The organism is Glutamicibacter sp. FR1, assembly GCF_047300825.1.
Taxonomy (GTDB): domain Bacteria; phylum Actinomycetota; class Actinomycetes; order Actinomycetales; family Micrococcaceae; genus Glutamicibacter; species Glutamicibacter nicotianae.
Window position 1 is genome coordinate 3,066,553 of record NZ_CP178602.1, and the last position, 26,533, is coordinate 3,093,085.

The 26,533-nt window shown below is 62.9% G+C and carries 27 protein-coding genes and 1 pseudogene; 10 read left to right on the forward strand and 18 right to left on the reverse strand.

The annotated features are described in order from the left end of the window. Positions 1 to 101: 101 nt before the first annotated feature. From ACLQ8T_RS14725 to ACLQ8T_RS14735, 3 genes are read right to left on the reverse strand one after another with little or no spacing between them, the layout of a single operon-like run. Positions 102 to 1,235, reverse strand: coding sequence for an FAD-dependent oxidoreductase (locus tag ACLQ8T_RS14725; protein WP_413455098.1), 1,134 nt, complete (start codon positions 1,233 to 1,235; stop codon positions 102 to 104). Next, positions 1,228 to 1,941, reverse strand: a complete 714-nt coding sequence (locus tag ACLQ8T_RS14730; protein ID WP_413455099.1) for a methyltransferase domain-containing protein — start codon at positions 1,939 to 1,941, stop codon at positions 1,228 to 1,230. Before ACLQ8T_RS14730 ends, ACLQ8T_RS14725 begins: the two co-directional genes overlap by 8 nt. Beyond that, positions 1,941 to 3,062 carry a type III polyketide synthase gene (locus tag ACLQ8T_RS14735; RefSeq protein ID WP_413455100.1) on the reverse strand — a complete coding sequence of 374 codons (1,122 nt, stop codon included), beginning with the start codon at positions 3,060 to 3,062 and terminating at the stop codon, positions 1,941 to 1,943. Before ACLQ8T_RS14735 ends, ACLQ8T_RS14730 begins: the two co-directional genes overlap by 1 nt. A gap of 357 nt (positions 3,063 to 3,419) precedes the next feature. On the opposite strand from ACLQ8T_RS14735, the gene ACLQ8T_RS14740 reads away from it, so the two are divergent. Next, on the forward strand, positions 3,420 to 3,560 hold the full coding sequence (locus tag ACLQ8T_RS14740; protein ID WP_413455101.1) for a hypothetical protein: 141 nt from the start codon (positions 3,420 to 3,422) through the stop codon (positions 3,558 to 3,560). 18 nt (positions 3,561 to 3,578) lie between these two features. On the opposite strand, the gene ACLQ8T_RS14745 is transcribed toward ACLQ8T_RS14740, so the two are convergent. The 3 genes from ACLQ8T_RS14745 to ACLQ8T_RS14755 all read right to left on the reverse strand — a co-directional run bounded on the left by ACLQ8T_RS14745 (position 3,579) and on the right by ACLQ8T_RS14755 (position 6,292). Then, positions 3,579 to 4,241 carry a GOLPH3/VPS74 family protein gene (locus tag ACLQ8T_RS14745; protein WP_190264048.1) on the reverse strand — a complete coding sequence of 221 codons (663 nt, stop codon included), beginning with the start codon at positions 4,239 to 4,241 and terminating at the stop codon, positions 3,579 to 3,581. A 60-nt stretch (positions 4,242 to 4,301) separates the two neighbouring features. Next, positions 4,302 to 5,477, reverse strand: coding sequence for a hypothetical protein (locus ACLQ8T_RS14750; protein ID WP_204723097.1), 1,176 nt, complete (start codon positions 5,475 to 5,477; stop codon positions 4,302 to 4,304). A gap of 77 nt (positions 5,478 to 5,554) precedes the next feature. Then, positions 5,555 to 6,292 carry a TSUP family transporter gene (locus ACLQ8T_RS14755; protein WP_204723098.1) on the reverse strand — a complete coding sequence of 246 codons (738 nt, stop codon included), beginning with the start codon at positions 6,290 to 6,292 and terminating at the stop codon, positions 5,555 to 5,557. A gap of 126 nt (positions 6,293 to 6,418) precedes the next feature. Between ACLQ8T_RS14755 and ACLQ8T_RS14760 the strand changes: the two genes are divergently transcribed. Next, positions 6,419 to 7,582 carry an FAD-dependent oxidoreductase gene (locus tag ACLQ8T_RS14760; protein ID WP_413455102.1) on the forward strand — a complete coding sequence of 388 codons (1,164 nt, stop codon included), beginning with the start codon at positions 6,419 to 6,421 and terminating at the stop codon, positions 7,580 to 7,582. Here the strand turns inward: ACLQ8T_RS14760 and ACLQ8T_RS14765 are convergent. Next, positions 7,575 to 7,793, reverse strand: a pseudogene (locus ACLQ8T_RS14765) (agmatine deiminase family protein); the annotation flags it as partial. The gene ACLQ8T_RS14760 and the pseudogene ACLQ8T_RS14765 overlap by 8 nt on opposite strands. A gap of 404 nt (positions 7,794 to 8,197) precedes the next feature. Next, positions 8,198 to 9,226, reverse strand: a complete 1,029-nt coding sequence (gene glsA, locus ACLQ8T_RS14770; RefSeq protein WP_413455103.1) for a glutaminase A — start codon at positions 9,224 to 9,226, stop codon at positions 8,198 to 8,200. A 209-nt stretch (positions 9,227 to 9,435) separates the two neighbouring features. On the opposite strand from glsA, the gene ACLQ8T_RS14775 reads away from it, so the two are divergent. Then, positions 9,436 to 9,858, forward strand: coding sequence for an acyl-CoA thioesterase (locus tag ACLQ8T_RS14775; RefSeq protein WP_083515601.1), 423 nt, complete (start codon positions 9,436 to 9,438; stop codon positions 9,856 to 9,858). Positions 9,859 to 10,056: 198 nt separating this feature from the next. Continuing rightward, positions 10,057 to 10,479: a VOC family protein gene (locus ACLQ8T_RS14780; RefSeq protein ID WP_204723101.1), complete on the forward strand. Its 423-nt coding sequence runs from the start codon at positions 10,057 to 10,059 to the stop codon at positions 10,477 to 10,479. 4 nt (positions 10,480 to 10,483) lie between these two features. Here the strand turns inward: ACLQ8T_RS14780 and ACLQ8T_RS14785 are convergent, their stop codons facing one another. Both ACLQ8T_RS14785 and ACLQ8T_RS14790 read right to left on the reverse strand, forming a co-directional pair. Then, positions 10,484 to 11,323 (reverse strand): SGNH/GDSL hydrolase family protein, encoded by an 840-nt coding sequence (locus tag ACLQ8T_RS14785; RefSeq protein WP_413455104.1) that lies wholly within the window; start codon positions 11,321 to 11,323, stop codon positions 10,484 to 10,486. Between the two features lie 71 nt (positions 11,324 to 11,394). Further along, positions 11,395 to 12,003 carry a GNAT family N-acetyltransferase gene (locus ACLQ8T_RS14790; RefSeq protein WP_413455105.1) on the reverse strand — a complete coding sequence of 203 codons (609 nt, stop codon included), beginning with the start codon at positions 12,001 to 12,003 and terminating at the stop codon, positions 11,395 to 11,397. A gap of 126 nt (positions 12,004 to 12,129) precedes the next feature. On the opposite strand from ACLQ8T_RS14790, the gene ACLQ8T_RS14795 reads away from it, so the two are divergent. Genes ACLQ8T_RS14795 through ACLQ8T_RS14805 form a run of 3 tightly spaced genes read left to right on the forward strand, consistent with a single transcriptional unit; the run spans position 12,130 to position 14,959 of the window. Continuing rightward, on the forward strand, positions 12,130 to 13,422 hold the full coding sequence (locus ACLQ8T_RS14795) for a sensor histidine kinase (RefSeq protein WP_413455106.1): 1,293 nt from the start codon (positions 12,130 to 12,132) through the stop codon (positions 13,420 to 13,422). After that, the gene (locus tag ACLQ8T_RS14800) at positions 13,410 to 14,099 is read left to right on the forward strand and encodes a response regulator transcription factor (RefSeq protein ID WP_413455107.1); all 690 of its coding nucleotides are present in this window, start codon (positions 13,410 to 13,412) and stop codon (positions 14,097 to 14,099) included. Before ACLQ8T_RS14795 ends, ACLQ8T_RS14800 begins: the two co-directional genes overlap by 13 nt. Continuing rightward, on the forward strand, positions 14,096 to 14,959 hold the full coding sequence (locus tag ACLQ8T_RS14805; protein ID WP_413455108.1) for a hypothetical protein: 864 nt from the start codon (positions 14,096 to 14,098) through the stop codon (positions 14,957 to 14,959). Before ACLQ8T_RS14800 ends, ACLQ8T_RS14805 begins: the two co-directional genes overlap by 4 nt. 90 nt (positions 14,960 to 15,049) lie before the next feature. Here ACLQ8T_RS14805 and ACLQ8T_RS14810 read toward each other — a convergent pair whose 3' ends face one another. From ACLQ8T_RS14810 to ACLQ8T_RS14820, 3 genes are all read right to left on the reverse strand, one after another. After that, complete coding sequence (locus tag ACLQ8T_RS14810; RefSeq protein ID WP_239543445.1) at positions 15,050 to 15,892, reverse strand: PspA/IM30 family protein; 843 nt, start codon at positions 15,890 to 15,892, stop codon at positions 15,050 to 15,052. Positions 15,893 to 15,965: 73 nt separating this feature from the next. Next, positions 15,966 to 16,682 carry an AAA family ATPase gene (locus ACLQ8T_RS14815; protein ID WP_413455109.1) on the reverse strand — a complete coding sequence of 239 codons (717 nt, stop codon included), beginning with the start codon at positions 16,680 to 16,682 and terminating at the stop codon, positions 15,966 to 15,968. 112 nt (positions 16,683 to 16,794) lie between these two features. Continuing rightward, positions 16,795 to 18,693: an FAD-dependent monooxygenase gene (locus ACLQ8T_RS14820; RefSeq protein WP_413455110.1), complete on the reverse strand. Its 1,899-nt coding sequence runs from the start codon at positions 18,691 to 18,693 to the stop codon at positions 16,795 to 16,797. A gap of 167 nt (positions 18,694 to 18,860) precedes the next feature. On the opposite strand from ACLQ8T_RS14820, the gene ACLQ8T_RS14825 reads away from it, so the two are divergent. Next, a complete protein-coding gene (locus ACLQ8T_RS14825) occupies positions 18,861 to 19,526 on the forward strand; it encodes an IclR family transcriptional regulator (protein ID WP_204723108.1) in 666 nt (221 codons plus the stop codon). Positions 19,527 to 19,554: 28 nt separating this feature from the next. Here ACLQ8T_RS14825 and ACLQ8T_RS14830 read toward each other — a convergent pair whose 3' ends face one another. Then, positions 19,555 to 19,719 (reverse strand): hypothetical protein, encoded by a 165-nt coding sequence (locus ACLQ8T_RS14830; protein WP_204723109.1) that lies wholly within the window; start codon positions 19,717 to 19,719, stop codon positions 19,555 to 19,557. A gap of 216 nt (positions 19,720 to 19,935) precedes the next feature. Between ACLQ8T_RS14830 and ACLQ8T_RS14835 the strand changes: the two genes are divergently transcribed. Beyond that, on the forward strand, positions 19,936 to 20,700 hold the full coding sequence (locus ACLQ8T_RS14835; RefSeq protein ID WP_413455111.1) for a DUF2786 domain-containing protein: 765 nt from the start codon (positions 19,936 to 19,938) through the stop codon (positions 20,698 to 20,700). Here ACLQ8T_RS14835 and ACLQ8T_RS14840 read toward each other — a convergent pair. After that, a complete protein-coding gene (locus ACLQ8T_RS14840) occupies positions 20,697 to 21,941 on the reverse strand; it encodes an MFS transporter (RefSeq protein WP_413456418.1) in 1,245 nt (414 codons plus the stop codon). The two genes, ACLQ8T_RS14835 and ACLQ8T_RS14840, sit on opposite strands and share 4 nt — an antisense overlap. A 114-nt stretch (positions 21,942 to 22,055) precedes the next feature. Then, complete coding sequence (locus ACLQ8T_RS14845; protein ID WP_413455112.1) at positions 22,056 to 22,514, reverse strand: GatB/YqeY domain-containing protein; 459 nt, start codon at positions 22,512 to 22,514, stop codon at positions 22,056 to 22,058. Between the two features lie 109 nt (positions 22,515 to 22,623). Here ACLQ8T_RS14845 and ACLQ8T_RS14850 point away from each other — a divergent pair, with 109 nt between their 5' ends. Beyond that, a complete protein-coding gene (locus ACLQ8T_RS14850) occupies positions 22,624 to 24,048 on the forward strand; it encodes a DUF4232 domain-containing protein (RefSeq protein WP_413455113.1) in 1,425 nt (474 codons plus the stop codon). 10 nt (positions 24,049 to 24,058) lie between these two features. Here the strand turns inward: ACLQ8T_RS14850 and ACLQ8T_RS14855 are convergent, their stop codons facing one another. Then, complete coding sequence (locus ACLQ8T_RS14855) at positions 24,059 to 25,333, reverse strand: carbamoyl-phosphate synthase (RefSeq protein WP_413455114.1); 1,275 nt, start codon at positions 25,331 to 25,333, stop codon at positions 24,059 to 24,061. A gap of 13 nt (positions 25,334 to 25,346) precedes the next feature. Further along, positions 25,347 to 26,489 carry a lipid II:glycine glycyltransferase FemX gene (locus tag ACLQ8T_RS14860; protein WP_413455115.1) on the reverse strand — a complete coding sequence of 381 codons (1,143 nt, stop codon included), beginning with the start codon at positions 26,487 to 26,489 and terminating at the stop codon, positions 25,347 to 25,349. Positions 26,490 to 26,533 lie beyond the last annotated feature (44 nt).

Genomic DNA, 26,533 nt, shown 5'->3' on the forward strand with positions numbered 1-26,533 from the left:
TGGCGGAGCCCTTCCTAGTGCTCCCGGGTGATCATCGCGTCGCCGGGTATCGCACTGATAGATGCAATCACGCAATCAGTAACCGAAGCGTTGCCATTTCGTCATGCCAAGGGAATTGTCCACTGCCCGGGAGAGGTCATCGTGAAGCTTCGCGCCACATTCTCCTTCAACCATCCGCTGGCAGCCAATGCTGAAATCGCCCTATCCCGCAGCGGGACGGACCAGCTCGGCAGGGCCCGCCCCAGCAGCATGTTGACCTGCGCACGCCGGGCAGCACTGCGGGCGGCCGCGAGCCGCAGATCATCCAGTGAACCAGCTGGTGCACCGGCAGCAATGAGGTCGGCTATTGCCTGCGCATCAGCCAGCCCCAAGCTCAGCCCCTGCCCGCCGATGGGGCTGATCTGATGGGCCGCGTCCCCGAGCAGCACCACCCGCCCATGGACCATCGAGGACACCATCCGGGTAGCAGTGCCGAAATAGCTGGTCATGGTGCAGGCCCCGGGGTCAAGCAGGTATCCGGTCCGGTCCATGATCATTTCGGTCAAGATTCCCGGTGAATCATTGTCCAGCTTCTGTTCAACGCGCACCACCCAGCGCCGCCGTGCACCGGGCAACGGGAAGGATTCGACAATCCCCTGCCGATGCAGGAACAACGCCGCCGTATGCGCCAGTCCCGTGGTATCGGGAAAGTCCCCCATCAGATACCGGTCGCGATGCGCAGAACCGGCAAAATCCACCCCGAGATCCGTGCGGACTGCGGAGCGGACCCCGTCGGCACCGGCCAGCCATCGTGCCCGGCCGGCAGCGCCGCCAGCTGCGAACTCCACGGATCGCTCGGACTGTCCCAGCACCTTCTCAAAAGCGCATCCGGGCACCAGCGAACCCGGCGCCAATTGCTGCAGGCGCTCGCGCAGCAAATGCTCGGTGGACTGCTGCGGCAAGGACAGCACATAGGGGTACCGCCCGCCGATCGTGGCGAAATCCATCGCGGCGATGCTCCGCCCTCGCGAGATCCCCACCCCGCTACGGATCTGCACCCCGTGGCACTGCGCGGCCTCCCCCACTCCGAGCCGATCCAGGACCAGCTGCGCAGGAGGGTGCAAGCCGAAGGCCCTCGAGTGGGATGCCGGGACACTGCGCTGTTCGAAGACCCGGACGCTGCGCCCGCGTTGGGCGAGCAGGATGGCCAAGGCCAGGCCCACCGGTCCGGCACCGATGATCGCAACGTCATCCACGGCGTCCAGCGTCCCAGAACAGCAGGTTGCGGTACGGGCGCTGCGTGCGCACTTCCCAGCCGGCCCTGAGCAGGTGCTCCAGCTCCTCCGGCTCATAACTGCGCCTGATGGAGGTCAGGCCGTCGCGTCGGATCAGCGAGCTGCCGGCCAAGGGCAGGGTCGCCAGGCCGAAGAGTCCCAGCGCCATCGGCGAGCGCCGGATATCGCTATGCAATCCGAGACCGGTGCACAACTGCTCGGTGTCTTGCTGCAGCTGCTGCAGTTCATCCGGCAACAGGTGGTGCAGCAGGTGGTTGGAGAGCACCAGGTCGTATCGCTCGCCGGCGGCCGCCAGCTGGGTGCTGGTGGTTTCATGGAATTCCAGCACCCCGCCAGGCAGCTTGCTGCGGTGCAACGCTTGCCGGGCGTATCTGATGGCCCGCGGATCCGGGTCGATGCCGTGCACTGCGACTTCGAATCCGTCGGCGAGCGCCCAGCGGGCCAGATTCGCCGCGATATCCCCGCCGCCGCAGCCCACGTCCAGGATTCTGGCCCGTGCCCGGTGCACTAGCAACGGACGGATGCATTCCAGGTAGTTGCCCCGCCAGCCCGCCACGACCCGGTTCACCAGGGGGAATTGGGCGTAGGTGCGGTGCAGCAGCACCGGGTCGCAATCCGGCCGGTCCATTTCCTCGATGGCTTCGGCGGCCCGCTTCAGCCGGAGCATCATTCCCTCCTGGATACGGTGAACAGCCCGGTTTCAACGGTCAACCCAGGGCCGAAAGCCATGGAGCAGATCCGTTCCCCGCTGTCCGCTGCAGCGGAATCCAGGATTTCCTTGAGCACGAACAGCACCGTGGCGCTGGACATGTTTCCGTAGCGATCCAGGATCGCGCGGGCCGGCTGAAGCTGCCGGTCATCCAGGCCCAGCCGGTTTTGCACGCGGTCAAGGATGGCCCGGCCGCCGGGGTGCAGTCCCCAGTGCTGGATGCTGCCCACCGTGAGTTCCGGATCCGCGTCTTTGTCCAGCAGCGGCTGCAGGGCTGCGGTGATGTGCTCGTCGATGATGTGAGGGACGTAGGTACCCAGCACCATCTCGAATCCGTGATCGCCGATATTCCACGCCATTGCTTCTTCGCCTACCGGGGTGAGCACGGTTTCGAAGCCGTCCATCTGCAGCGGCCCGCTGCCCTTTGCCGAAACGATCACCGCGGCCGCCCCGTCGGCGAAGATGGCCGAGCCCATGATGGTGTCCGGGTCATTCGAGCTGTGCACATGCAAGGTGCACAGCTCTGCGCAGACCACCAGCACCGTGGCGTCCGGGTCGGCCAGGCAGAAGTCGCGGGCCGCACGCAATGCGGGGAAGGCGGCATAGCAGCCCATGAATCCCAGATGATGGCGCACGGTGCTTGGTGCAAGCCCCAGCGCCCGCACGATCTGGTAGTCCGGACCGGGGTTGTAGAACCCGGTGCAGGAGACGGTGATGACGTGGGTGATGTCTTCCGGGGCCAGGTCCTCGCAGGCATCCAGCGCCTTCTTCGCGGTGTCGGTGAAGAGCGTCCCGGCCTGCTTCGCGTACACGTTGTTGCGTTCGGCGGTGCTCGGGGAGAGCAGGAGTCCGGCAGTCCGGTCATAGAACATCGGCTGTTTCGGCTGGGGCAGAGCGAGGTCGAATTCGTCGACGCAGCTGTATCTGGTGCTGATCGCGGCGGAGTTGAATGAAGTGGCGATGAGCCGTTCGCCCAGCCGGCTCAGATTCGGCTGGCTGGCGAAGACATCACGGATTTCGTCCTGGGCAAGTTGCGTCGCGGGAACTGCGGTCTGGATCGTGCGGATCTTCACTGGCATGCCCCGAGCCTAGGGCCGTTGCCAGCGATGGTAAACAGCTTCGGCGAATTGCCAGCATTCACCCGATGTTCTGTTGCCCTCAACGCGTGGATTATCTATCTTCGGCGAAGAATATGATTATTGTTTCTAACGCCAGATTTAATCTCTCGAGCAGGAAAGAGGCTCCGCGGCAAAGGCATCAGCCCATTCCTTGGAGGGTATCCGCCGGACCATCCTTGATGGCTTCTGGTCGCCCGGCGACCGCCTGCAGCCGACCGCATTGGCAGTGCAATTCGAAACCAGCACGACGGTGATCCGCGAATCGCTGACCTGGCGAACTTCACCGAGCTCTACCGGCGCTGGGCCGCCCCGTCGAGGGTGGCAGGCAAGCGCAACGGCGAGAAGGAGCACCAGGAAATCCTGGATGCCGCTATGGCTCGTGATGCCGACCTGCTCGGAAACCATTACCGTTCCACCGTCGAAGTGGTCATTGATGCTGGGTTGAGCACCCTGAGCTGAAAGGCGTGCGCCGTTCGGCTATTTCTTGCCTGGCGCAGGCGGAATGACGCGCTCGCTGACAATCGCGGCGTTCATCGCCGCCACTGCTCGCTGCGCCGAGTCCGCTGCTGGTGAATCCTGCGCGAGTTCCGCTATCCGGGACTGCGCTTGGGCCGAAGTCATGGGCGCCAGCTCTTCCTCCAGCACAGGGTGAACCAGGCCTACGGCCTGAAGGATTGCGAGCACGGTGGTATCGCTGGTTCCAGGGATTTTCTGCCCGTGAAGGGCACCGTGCAGGTCGGTTCTGATCTGGCGCTGGATCTGCTGGTTGATGATGCGCACCCGCTGCTTTCCCAAGCCCAGCATCGTGCGTTCGCCGTATTCGATAATTCCGCCCTTGGCCAGGGAATCGGTCAGCAACCGGACATCGCACAGGGAATTGATCTTCACTGCGTCATCCAGGCTCAGGCTGCCCCGCCTTTCCAGCTGCTCCAATGGCGCGGCAAGCACAGGATCCGGGCAGGGTCCGGCACCGATGAGCTGGATCTGCCGCTGCTCATCCTCGCTGAGCGCCACACGCCCGGCAATCATCAGGTCGGTGATGATGGCGGCGTTCATGCCGTATCCCGTAGCTGAAACAACTGCTTCTGGTTTCTCGGAGTCATCGGCCATGAGCAAGTAGAGCTTTTCTGCGATCAACATGTTCTCAGGCTACCTGCCCGCACTGGAGGAGATCTTCAGCCTTGCGACGGATATTCAGGTTCAGTCGCCCTTGGCCGTGGGCTTCTTATTGGCCTTGGCCAGTTCGGATGGCAAATGGGTGGTCCGGGGTTCGGAGCGATCCTGCGTCATGGCCGAGGTGGTGCGGATGAAGACCGAGATCCAGCTGAACATGATGGCCACCACCGACAGCTCGAAACCGGTCAGGTTGTAATAGGACCATTTGGTCCACAGCTGGAAGGCGCCCCAGATCGCGCCGATAGCCGCATAGGACAGCAGATGGAACACCACCGGGTAGCCCGGCAGCAGGACGATAGTGCCCAGCAGCAGGAAGATCATGGCCACCGAGACCATCTGCACGAAGGCCGAATGCACTTCCATGGCCACGTCGAAGGGGACCAAGCCGATGCCGATAATTCCCACGGAGACAAGCAGCAGGCACCAGCGCACCAGCTTCGGACGAGGACGCACCATGCGTGCAATCTTGTAGCGTTCCAACGCAGGGCGGCAACGGTAGGTCTGTGCCAAACGGACCAGGTCGCGAGTCAGGAACTCGGTGAAGGCGGCAAGCACCAAGCCGGAAATCACCAGGGTGAGATTGAAGGTCCAGAAGGATCCCATGCCGGCTTGCGTGGTCCCCAGCGACGAGAACATGCTCCTCCACCAGTTCTGGTCTTCGGCGAGCAGCATGCTGATCAGCACACCGGCGCTCATGAAGACCCCCAGCACCACCGACAGGGACTCCGCGTTGATACGCGCGGTGGCCTCCAGGGACAGGTAGGCGCTGATGCCCGTGGCTACGCTGACTGCCAGAGCCCCTGCAAGCACGTCCAGATGCAGCCCGTAGAAAGCCTGCTGGAGCAGGTGGAACACGACCAGCATGATCATGATGGTGCTGGCTATATGCACCAAGACGAGGCCAAGGGCAGTAACCATCTGGCGCCATGCGGGAATCTTCTTCAGCCACGTCTCGCGGGCCCGGAGCATGGTGCGGAACGCATAGGCGCTGCTGGTTCCGGCCGAGACGGCACCGCAAACAGCGGAAACAATGCCTACCGACAGATCGCCAAAGAGCGGCGGACGCTCACCGGCGAAGACGATGAAACCGACAACCAGCCCGAAGAGAGAACAGAGCAGGCCGGCCCACAGGGCACGGCGCTCGATGTCCAGTTCGGTGACGCGCTTGCTGAGAGTGACATCGGGATATTGGGAATGCACGTAGTACATTCTCTCATTTCATTGAAGAACGTGTACCGTCCGCGGCCCGGCCGTCCTCCGCGGAACAGGTCCTTGCGCTAGTTCGGGGACAACGCGAGCAAGCCGCTGGCCATCAGGCTCACCGCGCCGCTGAAGGCAATCAGCACCACGAAAGCGCGGCTGAACTTCTGCGGAATCCTCGGGGCCAGAAAATTGCCCAGCACGATGCCCAGCACCATCGCGCCGAAGCAGGCGCCCCATTGCTGCCAATGCAGCTGCGGCATGCCGCCCTTCGCGATCAGCGACGTCAAGGACAGCACCAGGAAATAGAGCTGGACGGATATGGCGAATTGGGCTTGCGGCCAGCGGCTGGCTACCGCATATCCGGCAATGGCCGGACCGGAGACCCCGGCAGTCACGGACATGAAACCGGAGACAGCCCCGGCGCCAATCGCCAATCCCCTGCTTTGGGCCATGGCGAGGTTCCGGATCACGAAACTCGAGCACAGCGCGAGGATCACCATGAAGGAAATGCCGATATTCAACCACGGCCCATCCAGCGAGTTCGCTACCCACGCCCCGGGGATGGTCATGAGCATGGCGGGGATGAGCATGAAAGCGACTTTCCGGTACTCGACCTGTCGGAAAACCTGCGCAAAGATCAGCAGGCTGCTGCAGGCGCCGAGCAAGTTGACCAGCATGACGCCTTCGTGCGGCCCCAGGACCATGACCAGGAAGGGCGAAGCGACCAGGGCGAATCCCATGCCGGAAATACGCTGTGTGGAGGCACCCACGAAGACTGCGGCTGCCAAGCCGATGATCGCCGCTAACTGCACGCCCTGCTCCACGCTGCCTCCGCTATCCCTCGTCGCTGTCCACTATTACGTTAGTCCACGGCCAATGAGTCATTTGAATGGAGCACGCTTCAGCTGGAGTTCTACGCTGTAGGAATGCGCAATGACGTGGATTTCCTGGTAATTGGCGGCGGGGCGATGGGCTCGGCCGCTGCGTGGTCGCTGGCCGCTCGCGGACACGAGGTGCTGCTGCTTGAGCGTTTTGCTCCGGGGCATCGGGAAGGCGCTTCGCACGGGGCCACCCGCAATTTCAATCCGGCCTATACCGAACCCGAGTACCTGCGCCTGCTGCGGCGCTCCAATACCTTGTGGGATGAGATCTCACAACGCTCCGGCAAGCCGCTCCTGACGCGCACCGGATTGGTCAATCACGGAATCGTTGAAGCTCAGCGCGCCATGCACGAGGTGCTGGGCCAGGCAGGTTTCGACAGCGAGCTGTTGTCCATTAAAGCTGCGGAAGAGCGTTTCGCCGGCATGAAGTTCGAGACCGAAGTCCTGCATATCCCTACCGGCGGCCAGATCAATGCCGACCTCGCTGTGTCCTCTCTGCAGCAGCTGGCAGTTGCCGAGGGTGCGTCCGTGGAGCATGGGCACCAGGTGGCAAGCGTTCAGGTGCTTGCCGATGACTGTGTCGAGGTCCAGATCCAGCACCGGGGAACCAGCTCGCGCGTCCGGGCCCGTCATGCCATTGTCACCGCGGGTGCCTGGACCCGGTCGCTGCTCGGAGATGGGCTCAGGCTGCCAGCCATCCACGTCACCGAAGAGCATCCGGTGCATTTTGCGCAGAAGGACCTGCCTGCGCACTGGCCGGGATTCAACCACATACTGGACCCGAACCGGGAAATCGGTTCCCGGATCTTCGGTCCCGTCTACGGGATGCGCACCCCCGGCGAAGGCATCAAGGTGGGCTGGCACGGCTCAGGGCAGATCATCGATCCAGAGCACCGTCCGCACCAAGCCAGCGAGGAGCAGCTGCGCGGGCTGCAGGACTACGCGGAACGCTGGCTTCCAGGGGTCGATCCCTCGCGCTATGAAACGGTGTCCTGCACCTACGCCAATACCGAGGACGAGCACTTCATCCTCGACTCGCTTGGTCCGATCACCGTCGGCGCAGGGTTCAGCGGCCACGGATTCAAGTTCGTGCCCGCCATCGGTGAGCACCTGGCCGAGCTGGCCTTGGGCCGGCGCACGGCCGAACCGAAGTTCTCGGCGAACCGCACGGTGGCGAAGCCAGTCTTCCTGCAGCGCCGCCACGCAGTAGGCATCAGCTAGCCGCCTGTTCCCGTGCAGCGGCGGGCAGCTGCTGGGTGAGGCAGTGGATGCCGCCGCCTCGGGCAAACAGCTCGCGCGCATCCACGCCAACCACCTGGCGGCCGGGATAGTCGGCGGCCAGGATGCCAGCTGCCTGCTGGTCGTTGGGGTCATCGAAGCTGCAGGTGATTACCCGGCCGTTGGTCACCAGATGGTTGATATAGGAATAGTTCGTCAAATTCAAATGGCCGGTTTCGGCAGCGACTGCAGCGATGGTTGCCTTGGTAACTTTCTTCATGAAATACGCATCCTCAAAGTTCACGTGCCCCCCAGTGACACACACTTTAAGTAAAGCTTTTTAGTAGGTTTTTCAACCCCTGCACGCCACTCGCCATTGCGGCCGTCAGATCCCGCAAACTGGGAACTGCAGCTTCTGCAGACGAGCGCGTGCAGACTACCGTCACTTCTGTTTAATCTGCAGTTGGCCAGTATTTTTAACATGAAATTTCCGGCCCAAGCAACACCCTGACGCCGGATGCCGGCTAGTAGCCAGCAAGTTTTAGCCGTTTGTCCATGAAACCCTGGCTAGGTAGCGAATCAATCCACCCTTATGGATAAATTCAGAAAATCCGGGAATCAGTTGTCCCTGTCCGGGGCCGAGGCAAAGAGATTCAGGCCCATGGCGCGCGAGAGCTGCCCGATGGCAAGCTGCGCCCGCACCGAGTTCCCCGCCATATCCAATGGTGGCGAGAACGCGCCAATTGCACCCTTGCCCGGAGCCACCGCGACGATGCCACCGGAAACACCTGATTTCGCCGGGATACCGATTTCAAACAGCCATTCACCCGAGCGCTCGTACAAACCGTTGGAGGCAACTGTCGCCAAGGTGTCGCGGCAAACATCAGCATCCACAACGCGCTGTCCGGTCACCGGGTTCACGCCGCCGTCAGCCAGTGTCGCTCCCATGATGGCCAAATCGTGCGCGTTGATGTTCAGCGAGCACTGCTTGGTATAGACATCCACAGCATCATAGGGGTCGCCATCCAACCGGCCGTAGCTCTTGAGCAAATGCCCCAGGGCCTTGTTCCGCTCGTTGGCCAACGACTCGGAATGGTAGACCTCGTCATCCAGGCTCAGCGACCGGCCGGCGAAGGCGGAGAGTCCTTCGCGCACGTTCTCCCATTTCTTGGCAGCGGTCTTCCCCGGCATCAGCGAGGTGGTGGCGATGGCACCGGCATTGACCATCGGATTCATCGGCAACCCGTTGTTCAATTCCACTGCCATGACCGAATTGAACGACATGCCGGTGTTATTCACTCCGATGCGGTCCCGGACGACTTCGCGGCCGTGCTCCTGGACTACCAGGGCATAGACGAACATCTTCGAGATCGACTGGATCGAAAAGAGATGGCTGCAATCGCCCACCGTGTGGACCGAGCCGCCCACGTGGGACATGGCGATGCCAAAGAGGTCGGGATCGGCTTGGCCCAGGATCGGAATGTAGTGGGCCAGCAGTCCATCATCGACATCCGCGTAGCGCTCATGGGCTTCCTTGAGCAAGGAGTCGATGCGATTATGCTCCAGCTCACCGGTGGAAACCTGCTGAACGACATCGTCGAAGTCGGTAGGAATAGTCTCGTTATTCCCTTCCGAAGGATAGGTCATTCTCACCTGCCTCTGGTCCTGAGTCCATTGATCCATGCTGCTTGGTTTGACCTTATCAACAGCTCCGGCGCTTGGCACCTCGCGTCAAGCTCGAAGCGGACAGAATCACGCTCGCCGCGGACCTCCAACTGGAGAATCCCCTGTGTTTTCCCCGACATTGTGGAGCAACTAACAGCGCAAAGTCCTCCGCCTGACTTAGCATTTTGTGTATGGCTAAGGGTATTACTTTTCATACGCGCAAGTGGGTCCGCCCAGAAGACTTGAACGCAAACGGCACGCTGTTCGGCGGCAGCCTGTTGCGCTGGATCGATGAAGAAGCTGCAATCTATTCGATCATCCAGTTGGGCAACAAGCACGTTGTCACCAAGTTCATGTCCGAGATCAACTTCATTGCCTCCGCAAAGGAAGGTGACTTGATCGAGATGGGCCTGACCGCCATCGACTTCGGCCGGACCTCGATCACCCTGCGCGCAGAGGTGCGCAACATCTTCACCCAGGAATCGATCCTGACCATCGAGAAGATCGTCTTCGTGAACATCGGCGAAGATGGAAAGCCGGAGCCCCATGGCTATGACCACATCACCTACACCCGCGATCGCATCCCGCTGGAAATCACCAAGGCGCTGATCTAGCCTCCGTCTGATTGCCCGAAGCCCTAAATAAACCAAGGGTTTAATTCAAGGTCCCGCTCGGCCGCACCTCGTTGCGTGTCCCTGCGGGACCTTGCTTTATTTGCAGGCAATTCACCTCACGCTCTTGCACTGGGTTCACGCGTCCAGCAAAGTTGTTTTGCACCGAGGAATTCCCACCTATGCAGAAGCGAGAAACCCATGGGCCAGATGATTTTCGTTAACCTCCCGACCGCAGATCTAGCCAGAGCCGACAAGTTCTACGAGGCACTGGGCTTTACCAAGAACCCGACGTTCTCCGATGAGAATGCCACCTCCTGGATCATCGACGAGAACATCTTCGTGATGGTGCTGCGCCAGGAGTTCTTCTCCAGCTTCCTGGTCAATGGTGATCAGCCGGCACTCGGAAATGGCGTGCGCGAAACGCTCAATGCCCTCTCTGCGGAGACTCGCGAAGGCGTCGACGACTTTGTCGCCCGGGCCGAGGCCGGCGGCGGCAGCGTCTACCGACCAGCGGATGAGCCCTTCCCGGGCATGTACCAGGCAGCTGTCCAGGACCCGGACGGGCACGTCTGGGAAATCGCGTGGATGAGCCCCGAAGCAATGGAGAACCCTGCCGGCTGACCCGCTAGCCAAGCTCGGAATTCCGCAGGTGTCGTGACTCTTCTGATTTGCGGCGCTTGCGGAATTGCTTCTTCATCCCCTGTGCCGGATACATCGGTTCAGGCCAGCGGGGTTGCAGCTGGTCGCCTAGGGTAATGCCGCGCATGCGCCGCCCGAACATCGGCAGCACCCATTGCCTCAGCCATTCCACATCTCGCTGGGTGGCCTGCCAGAACCCGACCCGGTCCGCGTCGCCAAAGGGATCGAAAACCAGCTGGTGCGGATACCCGAGGAGCTCCAAGATCCGGATGGCCATATAGCGGTGGCCCGCACGGTTCATATGCAGCTTGTCGATATCCCACATGCGCTTGTCCCGGTAGGCATTCCAGTTCCAGTAGTCAACGAGCACCACCGAATCCGGGTAGCGTTCCGCCAGCTGGCGCACGCACTCGTTGAAACGCCAATTGCGCCGCTTGAACGGGGCGAGTACCGGGTGCACCGGGATATCGAACCCGGTGAACAACAGGACCTTGGCCCCCGTTGAGACCAGAGCGTCTACGGCTCGGGCATATTGCGCCAGGAACTCCTTCATGTCCTTGCGGAACTCGAGGATGTCATTGCCTCCGGCATAGAAGGTAATCACCTCCGGCCTGAGTTCCAAGGCCACCGGGATCTGCTCGTCGATGATCGATTTGAGCCGGCGGCTGCGGATGCCGAGATTCACGTACTGCCATTCGGGATCCGCTTTGGACAGCTGCTTGGCCACGCGATCAGCCCAGCCGCGCACCCCGTTGGGCAGCCTGGGTTCCCAGTCCCCCACGCCTTCGGTGAAGGAATCCCCGATCGCCATAAACAGCCGTCCCATGCTACCGACGCTAGAAGCCGAAAGTGCCTAGCAGGAAGCTTGCTGTTGAAATTCTGGCAAACGCTGGCGGTTCAGAAAACCTTGCGCATGATCAGCCGCGGCATCTTGCTGGCCTGGGCGTCGCTGACTCCAACGACCTCGAACCCGACCTGCTCGAACATCTTCCGCGTTCCGACGAAAGCCATGGTCAAGTCCATGCGTCCTGCAGGATCCACCGGGTAGGCCTCGACCGCTGGTGCTCCGAGGTCGCGCGCATATTCCACTGCACCGTGGAGCATAGCCCGGTTCACGCCCTGGCGGCGGTGGCCGCTGCGCACCACCATGCAGATGATGCTCCAGACTTCCAGCTCATCCACGGGCCTGATGAGCTTGGACTTCGCCAGCAGCGGGATCTGCGAGCGTGGCGAAATGCTGCACCAGCCCACCGGTTCACCGCCGCGATAAGCGATGACGCCCGGAGCAATCGGCTCGGCGCTCAGCGAGCGCATGGCTTCGAACCGGTCACCTGCGCCGCGTTCCCTGATTTCGCTGGCACTGAGCCGATGCGACAAGCACCAGCAGTGCTTCTCGCGATGGTTCGGATTCACAACCGTGGCGAAGTCTTCCATGCGTTCCTCGGTCAGGGGTCTGACCTCGATGGGCGCTGGTCGGGCGGTCTGCGGTTCCAGATTCGTGTCCATCTGTCCATCCTGCGCTTCGAATGGGCACAATGGCACACCCGACAGGAAAATTCTTCGGGTTTTCCATAAGGAAGATCTCCGGTTCCCTCGGTGTTGGCGCTGACCTGCGCGCTCTAGTGTTGAGGTATGACTTCGACACCTAAGGTTTCACCGGGCACCGCACCGGCCCGTCCCCCGCTGAGATTAGGCTTGACGCTGCTGCACATGGCGTTGCTCGGTTCCGCCGGCCTGATCATGTTTTCACTTTTGCTCGGATGGCTCTCGCTCGGCATCGCGCTGACCCCGCTGCTCGGCCTGGGCCTGCTCTTCCTGGCCGGCCTGGTCTATGCGCTCTTCGGCATCGCCCGCTTCGAGCTCATGCGAGTCAGCAACCTCTACGACATAGACGTCAGTGCGCTGATCTGGCGGCCCCGCCGCCGCGAAGGTTTCGGCGAATACGTCCGCTCGCTGGGGCGCAACCTGGCCAACGGACGCATGTGGGCGCTACTGGGAAGCTTGCTCTTCTCCTGCCTGGCCGGTTCACTGATGCTCAGCGCAATGGAGCTGGCAGTCCGCACCGGCATCGTGGCCTTCGCCCCGGTCCTGCAATCGAATCAGGCCGATCCGCTGGCGAGCGTTCCAGGGCTGTGGGGCCTCCAGATCCCGGTAGGCCAGGCCCCCTGGCTGGTACTGGCCGCGCTGCTGGGACTGGCAGTAGTTGTCGGTTTGGTCTTCTTGCACCGCATGGTCACCGTGGGAATCGTCGGCTCGATTGCCCGCGAGAGCGCACTGGTGGAACGCGTTCGCACTACCGCGGTGCAGCGCGAGGGCGCCGTGCGCGCCGCAGAGGTGGAACGCACCCGCATCGAACGAGACCTGCACGACGGGGTCCAGCCCCGGCTGGTTTCCGTGGCCATGACCCTCGGCCTAGCGCACCAGCAGATCGACTCCGATCCGCAGCAGGCCAAGGAACTGGTGGCCGAAGCCCACGCTTCGACCAAGTCGGCAATCACCGAACTGCGCCAGCTCACCCGCGGCATCTACGCCTCGGTGCTCGATGACCGTGGACTGGATGCGGCGCTCTCGGCCATCGCAGGCCGCTCGCACATCCCGGTGGGCCTGGATGTCCAGCTCAATGGCCGCTACCCGCGGGTCGCCGAAGCGGCGGTGTACTTCGCCATCGCCGAAGCGCTGACCAACGCGGCCAAGCATTCGCGGGCCCAGCGCTGCCAGGTCACAGTGAGGGTGCGCGAGCACGAGTGGCAGCAAAGCCTGTGGGCCCGTATCGAGGACAACGGCACCGGCGGGGCGCGCATCACCCCCGGTGGCGGCCTGGATGGAATCAACAACCGGGTTCTCGCCGCCGGCGGCACCCTGAACCTGGACAGCCCGGCCGGCGGGCCAACCGCAGTGGAGGTGAACGTGCCATGCGCGTACTGATATGCGAGGACTCGGTCCTGCTGCGCGAAGGACTGGTCAGATTGCTGGCGCATAGCGGCCACCAGGTGGTCGCTGACTTGCCAGAGGCCAGCGAGCTGATGGATTTCCTGGAGACCGCGGCCGCGGAGCAATTCCCGCAGATCTGCATCCTGGATGTCCGCCTCCCGCCCACCTACACGGATGAAGGCATCCGCGCGGCGCTTCAACTGCGCAAGAAGTATCCGGATCTGCCGGTGCTGGTGCTCTCCCAGTACGTGGAGGAACGCTACGCCTCTGAACTGATCTCCACCCAGTCCGGAGCGATCGGCTACCTGCTCAAGGACCGTGTTGCGGATGTCAGCGAGTTCATTGCCTCGCTGGAGCAGATTGCAGGTGGCGGAACCATCCTGGACCAGGAAGTGGTGGCACAGCTGTTGACCCGGCGAAATCACGATGACCGCATGCAGAACCTGACCGACCGGGAACGCACAGTCCTGGCCGCATTGGCCGAAGGAAAATCCAACCAGGCCATCGCCGCGCTGCTCTTCCTCTCGGAAGCCAGCGTTGAAAAGTACATCACTTCCATCTTCCAGAAGCTCGGCTTGGAAGCCGACGGAACGGGCAACCGGCGCGTGCTGGCAGCCCTGGCCCATATCGAAACCCTGGGCACCAACCGCACAGACAGGACAGGATCATGACTTCCACGCACGCCATGCCGCTACCCCCAACCCCTCCAGCTCCCTCCAACAACGGCAAACCGCTGAACATCATCCTCGCGGTGCTAGGCGGGCTGGTCATTCTCACCCTGGTCATCGCCACGGCACGCAGCGCTTTCGCTTCGATGTCCCGGGAGCATTCGATCCACGAAGCCGCGGTCTCCGGGGTGACCGCCTTGGATGTTTCGGCCAGCTCGGGACGCTTCGACCTGGTCTTCGCAGACACCGAGAAGGCAACCCTTGAGGTCCGCAGCGCCAAGGCCGCCGACTGGAAGCTGCATCGCGAGGGCAACCGGCTTGTCGTCGAGGCCCCGAACGCCTGGGACAACTTCTGCTTCTTCGGCTGCGGATTCGACGCGAACGAGGCAACACTGGTGCTTCCCGAATCCCTGAACAACGGAACCCTGGATGCCGGCTTCGATTTGTCCGCCGGATCCTTCAATGCCATCGGCAACTACAAGAACGTCGTGGTGGAGGTCGGCGCCGGGGAGCTGAACCTCACCGGCAGCGCGCAAACCGCCGATGTGGATCTGGGTGCCGGCGAAGCAACCATCCGGCTGGAGAATGTCGAGAGCGCACGGTTCGACATCTCGGCCGGTGAACTGATCGGCGAACTGTCGGGCGAGGCACCCAAGAGCATCGACGGCAGCGTCAGCGCCGGCTCGCTGGAGCTGCAGCTGCCCGAGAGAACCTACGACCTGCGGCAGAATACGGCCGCCGGTTCGGTTGAGAACCAGCTCGCCACCGATCCGAACTCGCCGCATAAGATCACCATCCAGGTGGCTGCCGGCAATGCCATCCTGTACCCGGAAGGCACCGATAAGGAATCGATTGACCGCTAGTCCCGGTTTTCCCGGACAAGCAACAGCGTCCCTTCCTACGATCAGTTCACTGATCGAAGGAAGGGACGCTTTGCTGTACGAGCCTGGAGCCTAGGCCTGGTTCTTCTTCAGGGCGGCCAGGCGTGCTTCGATCTCGGAAACCTGCGGTTCGCCGGCTTCGATCTGCGCTGCGCCGTCGCCTTCCTCCAGGATGTCCTGCGGAGCGTTGCTGGCCTTCAAAGCCGCCAAGCGCGCATCGACTTCGGTGGACGCACCGAGGTCGTCGAGCTGCGCGAACTGCGCATCAAGGGAAGATGCTGCCAGTTCCTGCGCACCGCGGACCTTGGCTTCGTCCTGGCGGATCTTCTGCTCGAAGCGGCTGATCTCGCTGGTTGGGTCGTTGATGTCCAAGGCCTTGAGGGTGTCCATCATCTGGTTCTGGGTCTTGGCATTGCGCGCACGGGCTACCAGCTCATCGCGCTTGGCCACCAGTTCCTGGCGCTTGGTCTGCATGGTGTTCAGGCCGGTCTTCAGCTTGTCCACGACTTCGCGCTGGGTGGTGATGGTGGATTCCAGGTTCTTGGCGCGCTTCTCGGCGTCCATCTGGCGCTGGATCGCTACCGTGGCCAGCTGGTTGAACTTCTGCTGGTTGGCGGAATCGCCGGCGGCGGCATATTCATCGGCCTTGTTCGATGCGGCCAGCGCCTTGCCGCCCCAGTCCCTGGCTTCCTGCAGGAACTTGGCGTGGTCGTCTTCGGCCATGCGCAGGTTGCCGATGGTCTGGGCAACTGCCTGCTCGGCCTGGGCAATGTTGTTGGTGTAATCGCGGACCGTTTGGTCCAGCATCTTCTTCGGATCCTCCAGGGCATCCAAGGCAGCGTTGGCGTTAGCCTTGCCGATACCGAAAATCCGAGCCCAAATTGAGCGCTTCTTGGCCATAGTGCGTCCCTTCATCTTCCGTTGCTTAAAGCTTAGGGGAATTAGCGGTGGCGCTCTAACCAGAGATCCTTCTGCGTCGGGAAACTGCCTACGTTAAATGGCGCAGGTACCGGCCCGGGGCGTCCAGGAAAAGCCGCCAATTGCGCACCATGTCCAAGTCGTCATAGCCCGATTCGCGGATTCCCCATTCCCCGATTTCATAGATTTTCGCCTCCGGCAGGGAAGCGAGAATTGGCGAGTGGGTGGAGAGGATCACCTGGGACCCGGCACGCAGCAGATCGGCAATATGCGAGAGCAGCATCAGGCAGCCGTTGAAGGACAGGGCGGACTCGGCTTCGTCGAAGACCCACAATCCGTTCACCGCGGAGCGTTCGGTGAAGAACTCAATGAAGGACTCTCCATGGCTCTGGAAATTGTGCTTTCCGTGCGAACCGATGGATCCAAGATAGGCGAAGTGCCCATGCATGGTTTCCGCGCGCAGGAACACTCCTGCCTTGGACGCCCCGGCTCCGCGTTCCAGTTGCAGATGCGAGGACAGCCCGGACTCGGTGGACTGCGTCTGGTGCATGCTGTGGTTGGTTCCACCCTCGGCATTCAGCCCGAAAGCCGCGGCGATTGCTTCGACGAGCGTCGATTTTCCGGCGCCGTTCTCGCCGACCAGCACAGTCAGCTGGCCAAGTTCCAGCCCCTCGTCCAGCAGCTGGCGCACGGCCGGGATCCGGGCGGCCCAGTCCGAGCGATCCATGGGTGCCTTGGGATGCTCGGTGATCCGGCGAACCGGCAACGTGTCGAAAGGTGCGCTCATGAATCTGAGGCTATCAGCAGCCCGCGACAGCTCGGCACCCGCAGAACAGCACTGGGCCCCGGGGCCGCGCCACTGCATGAGCAGGGTGCGGCCACCGGGCCCAAGCGGTTTCCTAGCGGTTGACCGGCAGCATGTTCCCGGCGAAGAATCCGGCGATCTCATCACGCGCATCCAGCGGGAAGATGCCTGCGACGTACTGGTCCGGGCGGACCACCACGATGGCGCCGTCGGTGCTGACCTCGCGGTCGCGGAAGATGTCGCGGCCGTGGCCGGCGGCGAACACCTGGTTGATGTCGTGCAGGCCGTACGGGACCTTCAGCGGCTGGAAGGCCTTGGGCACGTCATGCAGCTCCACCTCGGTGTAGTCCTGCTGGTAGATGGCCTTGGTATCGAAGACCGCATCCTCGTCGCCACCAGCCGGGGTGTACAGGTTGCGCGGCGAGCTGGCGTCCTGCGCCCACCAGGCGGCGAAGTCAGCCATCTTGGTGCCTTCGAGCGTAGGGGCGGCCGCGTCGGCGAAGACGTAGACGCGCCAGCGGCCATCGGCCTCGTGGAGGTGGCCCAGGTGGCGCCAGCGGTTATCCGAACGGCGGATGACCTCGGCGGACTTGAAGCGCTTGCCCACCGGGAAGCCCGGGGCCAGATCCTGGTGCTCCAGGCCGGTAGTGATCGAGGAATCGGTGTACTGGGTCATGAATCCGGCAGGGAACTCCTGGGTCTGGGTGTAGTACTTCTCCAGCTCGTCCGGGTCTGTCCAGTCCTCGACGGACTTGGCCATCAGCGTGGACCATTCCTTGTCGAAGTCGATCAGGTTCTGCGCGATGACCTTGCGTTCCTCGGCGTAGGTGTCCAGCAGCGACTCGGGGGCGCGGCCCTCGAGTACGGCGGCCAGCTTCCAGCCCAGGTTGAAGCCATCCTGGATGGACACGTTCATGCCCTGGCCGGCCTTGGCCGAGTGGGTGTGGCAGGCATCGCCCATGATGAAGGCGTGCGGGCTGCGGGTGCCGCGCTGTTCGTCCGGGACGTCGTCGAAGCCGTCGGTGATGCGGTGCGCCACCTCGTAGACCGAGAACCAGGCGACGTTCTTCACGTCCATGGTGTACGGGTGGATAATCCGGTTGGCCGTGTCCACGATCTGCTCGACCGGGGTGTTGCGGATGGCGCCTGCGTCTTCCGCAGTGGTTTCGCCCAGGTCCACGTAGAAGCGGACCAGGTAGCCGCCTTCGCGCGGGATAAGCAGGATATTGCCTTGGTCATGGGACTGGATGGAGCATTTGACCTGGATATCCGGGAAATCGGTGTTGACCATGACGTCCATGACGCCCCAGGCGTGCAGCGCGGCATCGCCATGCAGCTTGTGGCCCAGCGAGCGGCGCACCTGGCTGCGCGCGCCGTCGCCGCCGACCAGGTACTTGGCCTTCACGGTGCGCTCTTCGCCGGCACGCGGCCCGGCCACGTACTTGATGTGCGCGGAGACTGGGTATTCGGCCGACGGGTCGATCTCGCAGCCGACGTATTCAACGCCGTAGTCCGGGGTGATCTTGCCCGGTGCGCGTTCGGCGTCGCGCAGGAAGTAGTCGAGGATGCGCGACTGGTTCACGTAGATATGCGGGAATTCACTCATGCCGGTTGAGTCGTCCGCGGCGCGCGAGTGGCGCTTGATGTTGGCCGGGTTTTCCGGGTCCGGGGTCCAGAAGCACATCTCCACATTGCGGTACGCCTCTTCGATGACCTCGTTGGCGAAGCCGAAGGCCTGGAAGGTCTCCACCGAGCGGGCCTGGATGCCGTCGGCCTGGCCTACTTCCAGGCGACCCGGGCGCATCTCGATGGCGCGGGCGTTGATGCTCGGGAAGCGTGAGAGCTGCGCGGTCACCACAGCGGCGGCCGGACCGGTGCCAACGATCAGCACATCCATTTCATCGGGGATTTCCTCGGCGCGGTTGATTCCGTAGCCGGCGGCTTCCTTGACGCGCGGGTCGCCGGAGACGTATCCCCTGTGGTGAATCTGCATTATTTGGCTCCTTGTGCCGTGTCGCCACCTTGTTTTGTCTCTATAGTTGCGACACTGTTGTAACTATAGGAACAATCGTAGCTTTCGCGTAGGCTGGAGGCAAGACGTACGTCACACCGGGAACAGTGCGGGAAGCATCCGCGCATGCCAGATGAAATGATTGGATCATGAGCAAAACCACCGAAGGCGGTTCGCAGACCCTGGGTCGCGGGCTGGAAGCATTGACCCTGATCGGGGAATCCGCGGCGCCGCTGAGCGTCTCGGAACTCGCAGGGTTGCTGGGCGTGCACCGCTCCATGGCCTACCGGCTGGTCAAGACCTTCGAGCAGTACGGCTTCGTGGAACGCAACCCGGCAGGTGAACTTGAATTGGGCGCACGCCTGGGCGCCCTGGCACGCAATGTCGCCAAGTCCCTGCAGGCCGCGGCCGCACCGCATTTGGCCACCGTCTCCGATGAGCTGCAGATGACCGCGCTGCTAGTGGTCTTCGACGGCGAAGCGGCCGTCACGCTGAGCACCGCAGAACCCCGGCTGGCCGATGCCACCGTGGCCCAGCGCCCGGGCACCCGCCACCCAATCGACAACGGCGCACCGGGACGGGTCATCCGCTCCATGCTCAATCCCGAAGAATATCCAGCCAAGGAATTCGAATTCAGCCATGACGAAGTGATCCCGGGGCTGACCTCGATTGCCGTTCCGCTGCTGCTTCCGCAGGGCAAGCCGGCGGCCATTGCCGTGATCTACCCGCCGTTGGAACGCGACCGCAACCGCATTGCCCACGTGCTCGCGGCCGCGTCGGCGCGCATCTCCGCCAGCCTCGGTGTCCGCTCCTGAAACAGCACCTGCCGCCCGGCTGCGCTAGCTACGCGGTGCAAGCCTCATTGGAGCAACCGGCATCGCGCGGAAGGTAGGTGTCGGTTCCCTCCACCTGTTCCCACACGACGTGGCGGTGCTGCCCGCAGCGCTCGCACGAAGGGGCCAGGTACGTGGACCGCTCTTCCATGGTGTATGCCCGAAAATCACCCATCACAACCTCCCGATGACCAGCCGCGAAGCGACGCTCACGGCCTGCTGGACCTGCTTGGTGCCTTCACTCTACGCGCGGAACGCACAACCGGCTAGGGTCTTCCGCACGCAGTTACCCACAGCCCCGCCAGCAGGCTCAGCCACCTCGTGGCAAACTAGGGCAGAGAACCGGAGCGCACCGTTTCGCCACCGCAGGACCGCTACCAAGGAAGAAGCCATGAGCACGTCAGAGCAGAAGCTGCACCGCTTGAAAGAACGCATCACCCTGTTGCTGAACAAGGCAGAGAACACCAATTTCCCGCATGAGGCGCAGGCGTTCCAGGAGCATGCCGAACGGCTCATGGTGCGCTACGGCATCGGCCGCGCCGAGCTGGATGCCGATTCGGCTGACCGGGGCAAGAAGAAGGAAGCCATCGTCGAGGAGCATTTCGATATGCGCGGCGTCTACCGGCTGGGCCAGCGCGACGGGCTGTCCGCGGTGGGACGTGCCTTCCGCACGGTGTCGATGCTGCAAAGCAACTACTCGAACTCGTGCCGGCTGTACATCATCGGCCACGAATCGGATGTCGCTACGGTCAAGAACCTCTTCGCTTCCCTGGTTCTCCAGGCCACCGCCGCCATGGCCCACTGGTGGGCGCAGGAGGGCAAGCTCTACACGAACTGGTACACCGACTCCGAGAAGACCATCGAGCGCCGCGAATTCCAGCGCAGCTTCTACCTGCAGGTCGCCTCGCGCATCGCCAACCTGTACCAGGAAGAAAGCGAGCAGAACGGCAGCGGCACCGAACTCGTCCTGGCCAGCCGCAAGGAGCAGGTGGACGACTACGTCAGCAGCAACTACCCGTTCCTGCGCCGCAGCCGGAACCGCGCCTCCTCCGGCAGCGCCAATGCCTCATTGGCCGGACGCGTGGCAGGATTCAAGGCGGATCTCGGTTTCGGCAAGCACGTCGACTCGGCCTCTCCGGGCGAGGTCGCCAGCTAGCGCACTTCCCGAAGCTGGGTGTCCTCGATGTAGCGCGGACGCCCGGCCATGATCCCGACCAGGGTCTGGAAGATGATCAGGCCGGCGATCAGCCAGATCGGGGCAACCCATGAACCCGAGGTTTCATGCAGCACCCCGACCAGGAACGGTCCGGGAAAGGCCATCAGGTAGCCGGCCGATTGGCCGAAGGTGGACAGCTTCGACACCCCGGCCGCAGTACGGGCCTTCAATCCGATCATGGTCAGCGCCAGCGGGAAGTTCGAACCGCAAATGCCCAGCAGCACCGCCCAGAGCACCGCGCCTTGGACCGGGGCCAGCAGCATGCCGATGATCGCGATGATGCCCACCACCCCGTTGAAGATCACCAGCGGAGCCTGATTCGAGAATTTGGCAGCCAGCGCCGGCATCACGAAGGACAAGGGAACGCCCACGCCCAGCAGGATCGCCAGCAGGGATCCGGCAAACGTCGGGGAGACTCCGAAGTCGATGAAGATCTTGGGCAGCCATCCCATGAAGATATAGGCCACGGCAGACTGGCCGCCGAAGAACAAGGCCACCCACCACGCGGTGGCATTCTTGCGCATCGGCCCGATGCCTGCCCCGTCAGTTGAACTGCCGGCCAGCTGCTGCTGGGCCGCGATCTGGTTGCGCATGCCGAAGTACACCAGCAGCCACAGCACCAACGCCAGCAAGGCCAATATCGCCCAGAAGCCCAGGCCCACACGCCAGTTCCCGCCCAGCAGCTGATTCACCGGCACGGCGATGCCCGCCACCCCGGACGCGCCCAAGGCGACCGCAGTGGTGTAGGCAGCGGTGACGATCCCGATCTTTCCCGGGAACCAGCGCTTGACCAGCACCGGCATCAGGATGTTGCCGACCGCGATGCCGGCCAATGCCAATGCGGTGCACAGCAGGAAGAACCCGGTTCCCGGCGAGGCCGCGCGCAGGGCGATGCCCAGCAGCACAGCTGCCATGGCCGCGGCCACCACCAGTTCAGGGCCGCGCTTGCCCGCCAGCCGCGGAGCCAAGGGACCCATCAGCGCAAAGCACAGCGGCGGGATGCCGGTGATCATTCCGGCCACGAACCCATTCATCTGCAGGTCCTCGATCACCAGATCGAGCAGCGACCCCAGGGAAGTGACGGCTGGCCGCAGATTCAGCGAGGCCAGGATGATCGCGAGGATCAGCAACGCGCCAAACCCCTTAGACAGGGTGGCGTGGTTTTTCGGGAAGTCAGGCATGGTATCCACAGACTATCCGCTTCAATTCACGGATCCCATATCCGTTGCCTTCACTACGCTAAAAGGCCGCCCCGGAAAACGGGACGGCCTCGTGGCGCGGGCAACCCCAGCGGATTAGCCCAGCTTGGCTCGCACCATCTGCGAGAGCGCCTTGCCGTCGAAGCGGCCAGCGATTTCGGCGCCAACCAGCTTCATCGCCTGGCCCATATCCTTCATGGTCAGCTCATGATCGGCCGCCAGCTCAGCCATGACCCGGTCGACAATCTCCTGGGCTTCTGCTTCGCCCAGCGCCTTCGGCAGGTAGGTGGAGATGAAGGCGGCTTCGGCCAGCTCGCGTTCGGCATGTTCGGCACGCCCGTCCTTGGCAGCCAGGGCAGCGGTTTCCTCACGGTTGCTAACTTCCTTGCGCAGCAGGTTCTCCACATCCTGGTCATTCAGTTCCGTGGGGTTCTTCCCCGACTTCTCCTTGGTGCCGATGGCGCTGAGGATATTTCGCAGGGTCGTCTTCTCCAGCTCGTTGCCGGCCTTCAGGTGGGCGATGCTGTCATCGCGCAGGCGATCTTTCAAAGTCATGGGAACTGCCTTTCACTTCGTGTGCTTGAAATTTTACTCGCATAGCTTCCACGCTGTTTTCCACTGGGCCATCCCGGATGCACGCACACGCTTTTGATACAGTGACCAGATGAAACCACTGCGCGCTGGCGCCATCGTTGCCGCGCTGGCGCTGATCGCAGTTCTCCTGGTGGTCTGGAAACCATGGGACTCCTGTGATGCTCCCGATGACGTGTGCGATTTCCTGGCAACCGTCGCGGATCGAGATGGCGTCTTGGGCTCCCAGGTGTCCTCCAGAGTGTCGGAGCACGATGCCTTAGCCGCGCCGGAGCTGTCAGTTGACGTGCAATTCGAGCTCTCAGATCAGCTCGACCCCGGGCAAGCCAGAGAAGCCGTCACCCAGATGGCCCAAGACATCCAGGCCGGAGCCCCGGCGCTGGATATGAATGTAATCCACCTCTCTTTCGTTGCAGGCCCCTCGCGGAAAATCCAGAGGTCGAAGACCAAGGCCTACCCGTTGGAAGTCAGCGAAATTATCTCCCCCGCCGCCGCTGACGAACAAGCGAAACCTGCCTTGCTCGGCGAGAAAGCAGCCTTTGCTTTCGGCCTGCGCAACCATGGCGCGGCCAGCGTGATCAATGGCTCGGCCACGGCGGACAATCTGGAGCAGCTGCTGAAGCTGGGAGAATTCACGGCCCAAGCCAAGCACCCGGCCGAGCTGGTCCTCGCCGATCACAGCGTGCGCTATTCGCCCACGGATCGCACCGATATGTCCGAGCTCCAGCTCCTTGCCGATGGCGCCAAGCGGGGGATCTTCCAGAACGCCAGCATTGATAATTCCGGGTTGAACCTGACCCTTGGCAACCAGGCATCAGCAGCAGCCGAGCAGGAAACCCGCGTGTGGCTGGAGCAGCATGAAGCATTTGACGAGGCCATGCCCTACCAGTTGTTCTCGGCTGGATATGAGGTTCTTGCCGAAGGCTGGGTTGGCGGCAAGAAACCCGAGTCGCTCATTCCCCGACCGGTGGTTCTTCCCGATAACGTCACCAGCTGGCCGCAGGACCCGTCGGCCCCATGGTGTGCGGAGGGTGATGTGGACATTGCATTGGGAACACCCGACGCGGCTGCCGGTTCCCGGTACCTGCCGGTGTTTGCCAAGAACATTTCTGCCGGCCCGTGCGCGCTGCGCTCCTACCCGCAGATCGCTTTCCTCAACGCGGATGGCGACGCCCAACCGGATGTCCAGCTGCAGCCCGAGCCGGGCATCCTCCTTGAGCGCGTTGCCATCCCTGCCGGCGAAGCGGTGATCTCGACTTTGGAGTGGAATGCCATGTCGACATCCCTGGATCCGGATGAAACCGTGGCGCTGGGAATTGCCGCGGCCAGGGGCATGACACCGGTCGAGCTCGCACCGGCCTTCGACGGCCAGCCCACAACGCTTGACATCCTGGATGGCGCGTGGATCACGCAGAGCCCGTGGGTCCAGGCCCGCGACGGGTGGACAGTTCCATCCGACGCTTTCGCCCAGCAATCCCCTGCCCGGCCAAGGCCCTAGGCGAGGTTGCCTACTGCTCGCGCGGCGGGAACGCCTTGTACTTGCGGTAGTGGTTGACCGCATTCAGCAGCAGGTAGAGCTTGCGGCGGGGGTGCTTCTCGGCGGAGAACTTCAACGGGTTCGACACCTTGCCGGCCTTGAGCAGCGCCTCGGCCTTGCGGCCGGTATCGCTGTCGAAGAAGCGGCCCAGCAGATGGTGCGGCAGCACGGTGAACAGCCGCTGGCGCGACAGCTGCAGCACCCCTGCCCCGGTCTCCACCACGGCGTCCGTTTCCGGGTCCGAATCATCGAACTGGGCTCCGAGGAACTCGGTGACGTAGAAACGGGCAGGGTTCACCCCGGCCGCGGTCAGGTAGAAGTGGTTGCGGCCCAAGCGCGGGTTGATCTCGAAGAATTTGATCTGGCCATCGCGGTGGTCGTATTTGGCATCGATCATGGCGATCCCGCGCCAGCCCAGCTCCTCGAGCATACGGGCTCCATCCGCGGCCATTTGGTCGTTCCGGCCGGTGACGATGGCGGCGGAGTTGCCCAGCACCAGCGGGGCATGCTCCTCGATCACGACTTCGCCATAACCGGCGAAGATGACCTTTCCTTCCTGGGTGGCGAAATAGGTGCACAGCCGCATCGCATCATCGCCACCGGGAATGTATTCCTGCAGGATGTAGCCCGCGTCGTAGCCGCTGCCATCGATCTTTGCCAGCAGCGCTTCAAGCTCCGCACGGCTGCTGATGGTGTGGATCTTCTGCTTGCCCTCGAACTTGGCGGCAATCCATTCAGCAGAGCTCGATGGCTTACCGATGACCGGGTAGTCGAAGGAGCCGACCAGGGATTCCAGCTCGGCTCCCGGGTAGTACACGGCGGTGCGCGGGTGGGCGATGCCCAGCTTCTCGGCGAGCGCGTAGAAGTTCTCCTTCAGCGCCGCCCCCTCGATGGTTTCCAGCTCGGGGTACGGGATGACGTACTGGCCTTCCAGCTGCGCACGGTGCTTGGCGATCAGCATGATGTGGAAGTCCAGCGAGCCGAAGAGCATCAGCGGCCGGTCCCCCTCGGCCTTCAGCTCATCGGCCAGCTCGGTCAGGGCCGCGACCACGCGTCCCTCATCGGCCATGGAGCCGATGGGGCACAGCTCGATGGCGACCGAGTGCTCGATGACGCCGTTGCCGGCGGCCGGCAGGACCACCGAGCGCACGCCGTAGGCCTCGTAGAATTCGCGCGCCAGGGTGTAGGTGCCGATGTCTCCGCCGAGGATGACGGGGACGAAGGGCTGGGTTGGATCGATTGCCACAGTGGTGGATTCCCTACTTCTTGCGCCAGTTCATGTACTTTTCGAAGGCCCAGGCCAGCGGCTTGTTCAGCGCAAGGTCCCATTCGCCGTTGGTCTGCACGATGTCGCAGCCGGTGTTGGTCTTGAACTTGGTCAGCCCGGACAGGTGGTGCTCCTTGTCCAGGGTTGCGCTCACGCCGCCCTGGTCCAGATAGCGGCAGCCGGCGTCGATGGAGTCGCTGACCATGTGGTGCATGATCGCTTTCGGGGCGAACAGCTTGCGCTGCTCCGAGGAGGAGGCGCCGTAGAGGTACCAGGCAAGATTCGAGGAGCGGATGACTATGGCGGCCGCGAGGTCCACGCCTTCATTGCTGGCAATGTACAGGGTGCAGGAGCCGGGCACCGCTTCGTTGAGCACGGTGTGCATCTTCTCGAAGTAGCTCAGCGGTCGGCCGGTGAACTCCTGGCGGTCGGCGGTGTGGTTGTACAGGGCATGGAAGCGGGCCATGTCCTTGGTTTCGCCGATCTCGACTTCCAGGGTGCTCTTCAGCGCCTTGCGGGTCTCGTTGCGGGTGGTTGAGGAGTAGCTGTCCATGACCTGCTCGGCATCCAGCTGGTTGCCCTCCTCATCCTGCAGCGCCACGCGGGCCACGTACTCGGGCTGTCCAGCGGCGAAGTCCAGTCCCACGTCTTCCTTGGTGAACCCCAGATCTGCCAGCGCGTCATTCAGTGCCAGTGCGGTACTCGATGTGCTCTTGGTTTCCATGTCGTTCAGCTGGATGAAGCCTTCCTTGCCCAGGTTCTTGCGCACGGCGGAGGCTCCCCAGGTGCGCACTGCAAGTCCCGGGCCCATCTTCAATTGGAAGGCGCCGCGGTTCTTCAGGTAGGAGGCCAGCGGGCGGATGACCGCTTCCGGCGCGTAGGCGCCGAAGTCGATGACCGGGCCATCGGGCAGGTAGGCGAGGGTCTTCTTGATCACCGGGGCCGCACGGTGCAGCACCAATGCGGCGCCGACCAGTTCGTCTTCCTCGAAGAAACCGAGGGATTCGCCCCGCCAGCCGCCCTTGACCTGAGCCCATTCGGGACGCTGCAGGAAGCTGACGTCGTGGGCGGTCTCCAGGAATGCTGAGTGCTCGGTACCGGATATCGGACGCACATGAAGTTCGTTGTGGCTCACGGGTGAAATCCTACCGTGCTTCCCTTCCGTATTGGGGGATGCCA

Excerpts from the sequence above, each read along its gene's own strand:
- ACLQ8T_RS14815 (WP_413455109.1), bottom strand. The coding sequence starts at position 16,682 with ATGAGCGCACCTTTCGACACGTTGCCGGTTCGCCGGATCACCGAGCAT.
- ACLQ8T_RS14790 (WP_413455105.1), bottom strand. The coding sequence starts at position 12,003 with ATGGACACGAATCTGGAACCGCAGACCGCCCGACCAGCGCCCATCGAG.
- glsA (WP_413455103.1), bottom strand. The coding sequence starts at position 9,226 with ATGACCTATCCTTCGGAAGGGAATAACGAGACTATTCCTACCGACTTC.
- ACLQ8T_RS14735 (WP_413455100.1), bottom strand. The coding sequence starts at position 3,062 with ATGCCAGTGAAGATCCGCACGATCCAGACCGCAGTTCCCGCGACGCAA.
- ACLQ8T_RS14850 (WP_413455113.1), top strand. The coding sequence starts at position 22,624 with ATGAAACCACTGCGCGCTGGCGCCATCGTTGCCGCGCTGGCGCTGATC.
- ACLQ8T_RS14820 (WP_413455110.1), bottom strand. The coding sequence starts at position 18,693 with ATGCAGATTCACCACAGGGGATACGTCTCCGGCGACCCGCGCGTCAAG.
- ACLQ8T_RS14775 (WP_083515601.1), top strand. The coding sequence starts at position 9,436 with ATGGCTAAGGGTATTACTTTTCATACGCGCAAGTGGGTCCGCCCAGAA.
- ACLQ8T_RS14785 (WP_413455104.1), bottom strand. The coding sequence starts at position 11,323 with ATGGGACGGCTGTTTATGGCGATCGGGGATTCCTTCACCGAAGGCGTG.
- ACLQ8T_RS14805 (WP_413455108.1), top strand. The coding sequence starts at position 14,096 with ATGACTTCCACGCACGCCATGCCGCTACCCCCAACCCCTCCAGCTCCC.
- ACLQ8T_RS14795 (WP_413455106.1), top strand. The coding sequence starts at position 12,130 with ATGACTTCGACACCTAAGGTTTCACCGGGCACCGCACCGGCCCGTCCC.
- ACLQ8T_RS14825 (WP_204723108.1), top strand. The coding sequence starts at position 18,861 with ATGAGCAAAACCACCGAAGGCGGTTCGCAGACCCTGGGTCGCGGGCTG.
- ACLQ8T_RS14840 (WP_413456418.1), bottom strand. The coding sequence starts at position 21,941 with ATGCCTGACTTCCCGAAAAACCACGCCACCCTGTCTAAGGGGTTTGGC.
- ACLQ8T_RS14830 (WP_204723109.1), bottom strand. The coding sequence starts at position 19,719 with ATGGGTGATTTTCGGGCATACACCATGGAAGAGCGGTCCACGTACCTG.
- ACLQ8T_RS14845 (WP_413455112.1), bottom strand. The coding sequence starts at position 22,514 with ATGACTTTGAAAGATCGCCTGCGCGATGACAGCATCGCCCACCTGAAG.
- ACLQ8T_RS14730 (WP_413455099.1), bottom strand. The coding sequence starts at position 1,941 with ATGCTCCGGCTGAAGCGGGCCGCCGAAGCCATCGAGGAAATGGACCGG.
- ACLQ8T_RS14745 (WP_190264048.1), bottom strand. The coding sequence starts at position 4,241 with ATGTTGATCGCAGAAAAGCTCTACTTGCTCATGGCCGATGACTCCGAG.
- ACLQ8T_RS14780 (WP_204723101.1), top strand. The coding sequence starts at position 10,057 with ATGGGCCAGATGATTTTCGTTAACCTCCCGACCGCAGATCTAGCCAGA.
- ACLQ8T_RS14800 (WP_413455107.1), top strand. The coding sequence starts at position 13,410 with ATGCGCGTACTGATATGCGAGGACTCGGTCCTGCTGCGCGAAGGACTG.
- ACLQ8T_RS14835 (WP_413455111.1), top strand. The coding sequence starts at position 19,936 with ATGAGCACGTCAGAGCAGAAGCTGCACCGCTTGAAAGAACGCATCACC.
- ACLQ8T_RS14810 (WP_239543445.1), bottom strand. The coding sequence starts at position 15,892 with ATGAAGGGACGCACTATGGCCAAGAAGCGCTCAATTTGGGCTCGGATT.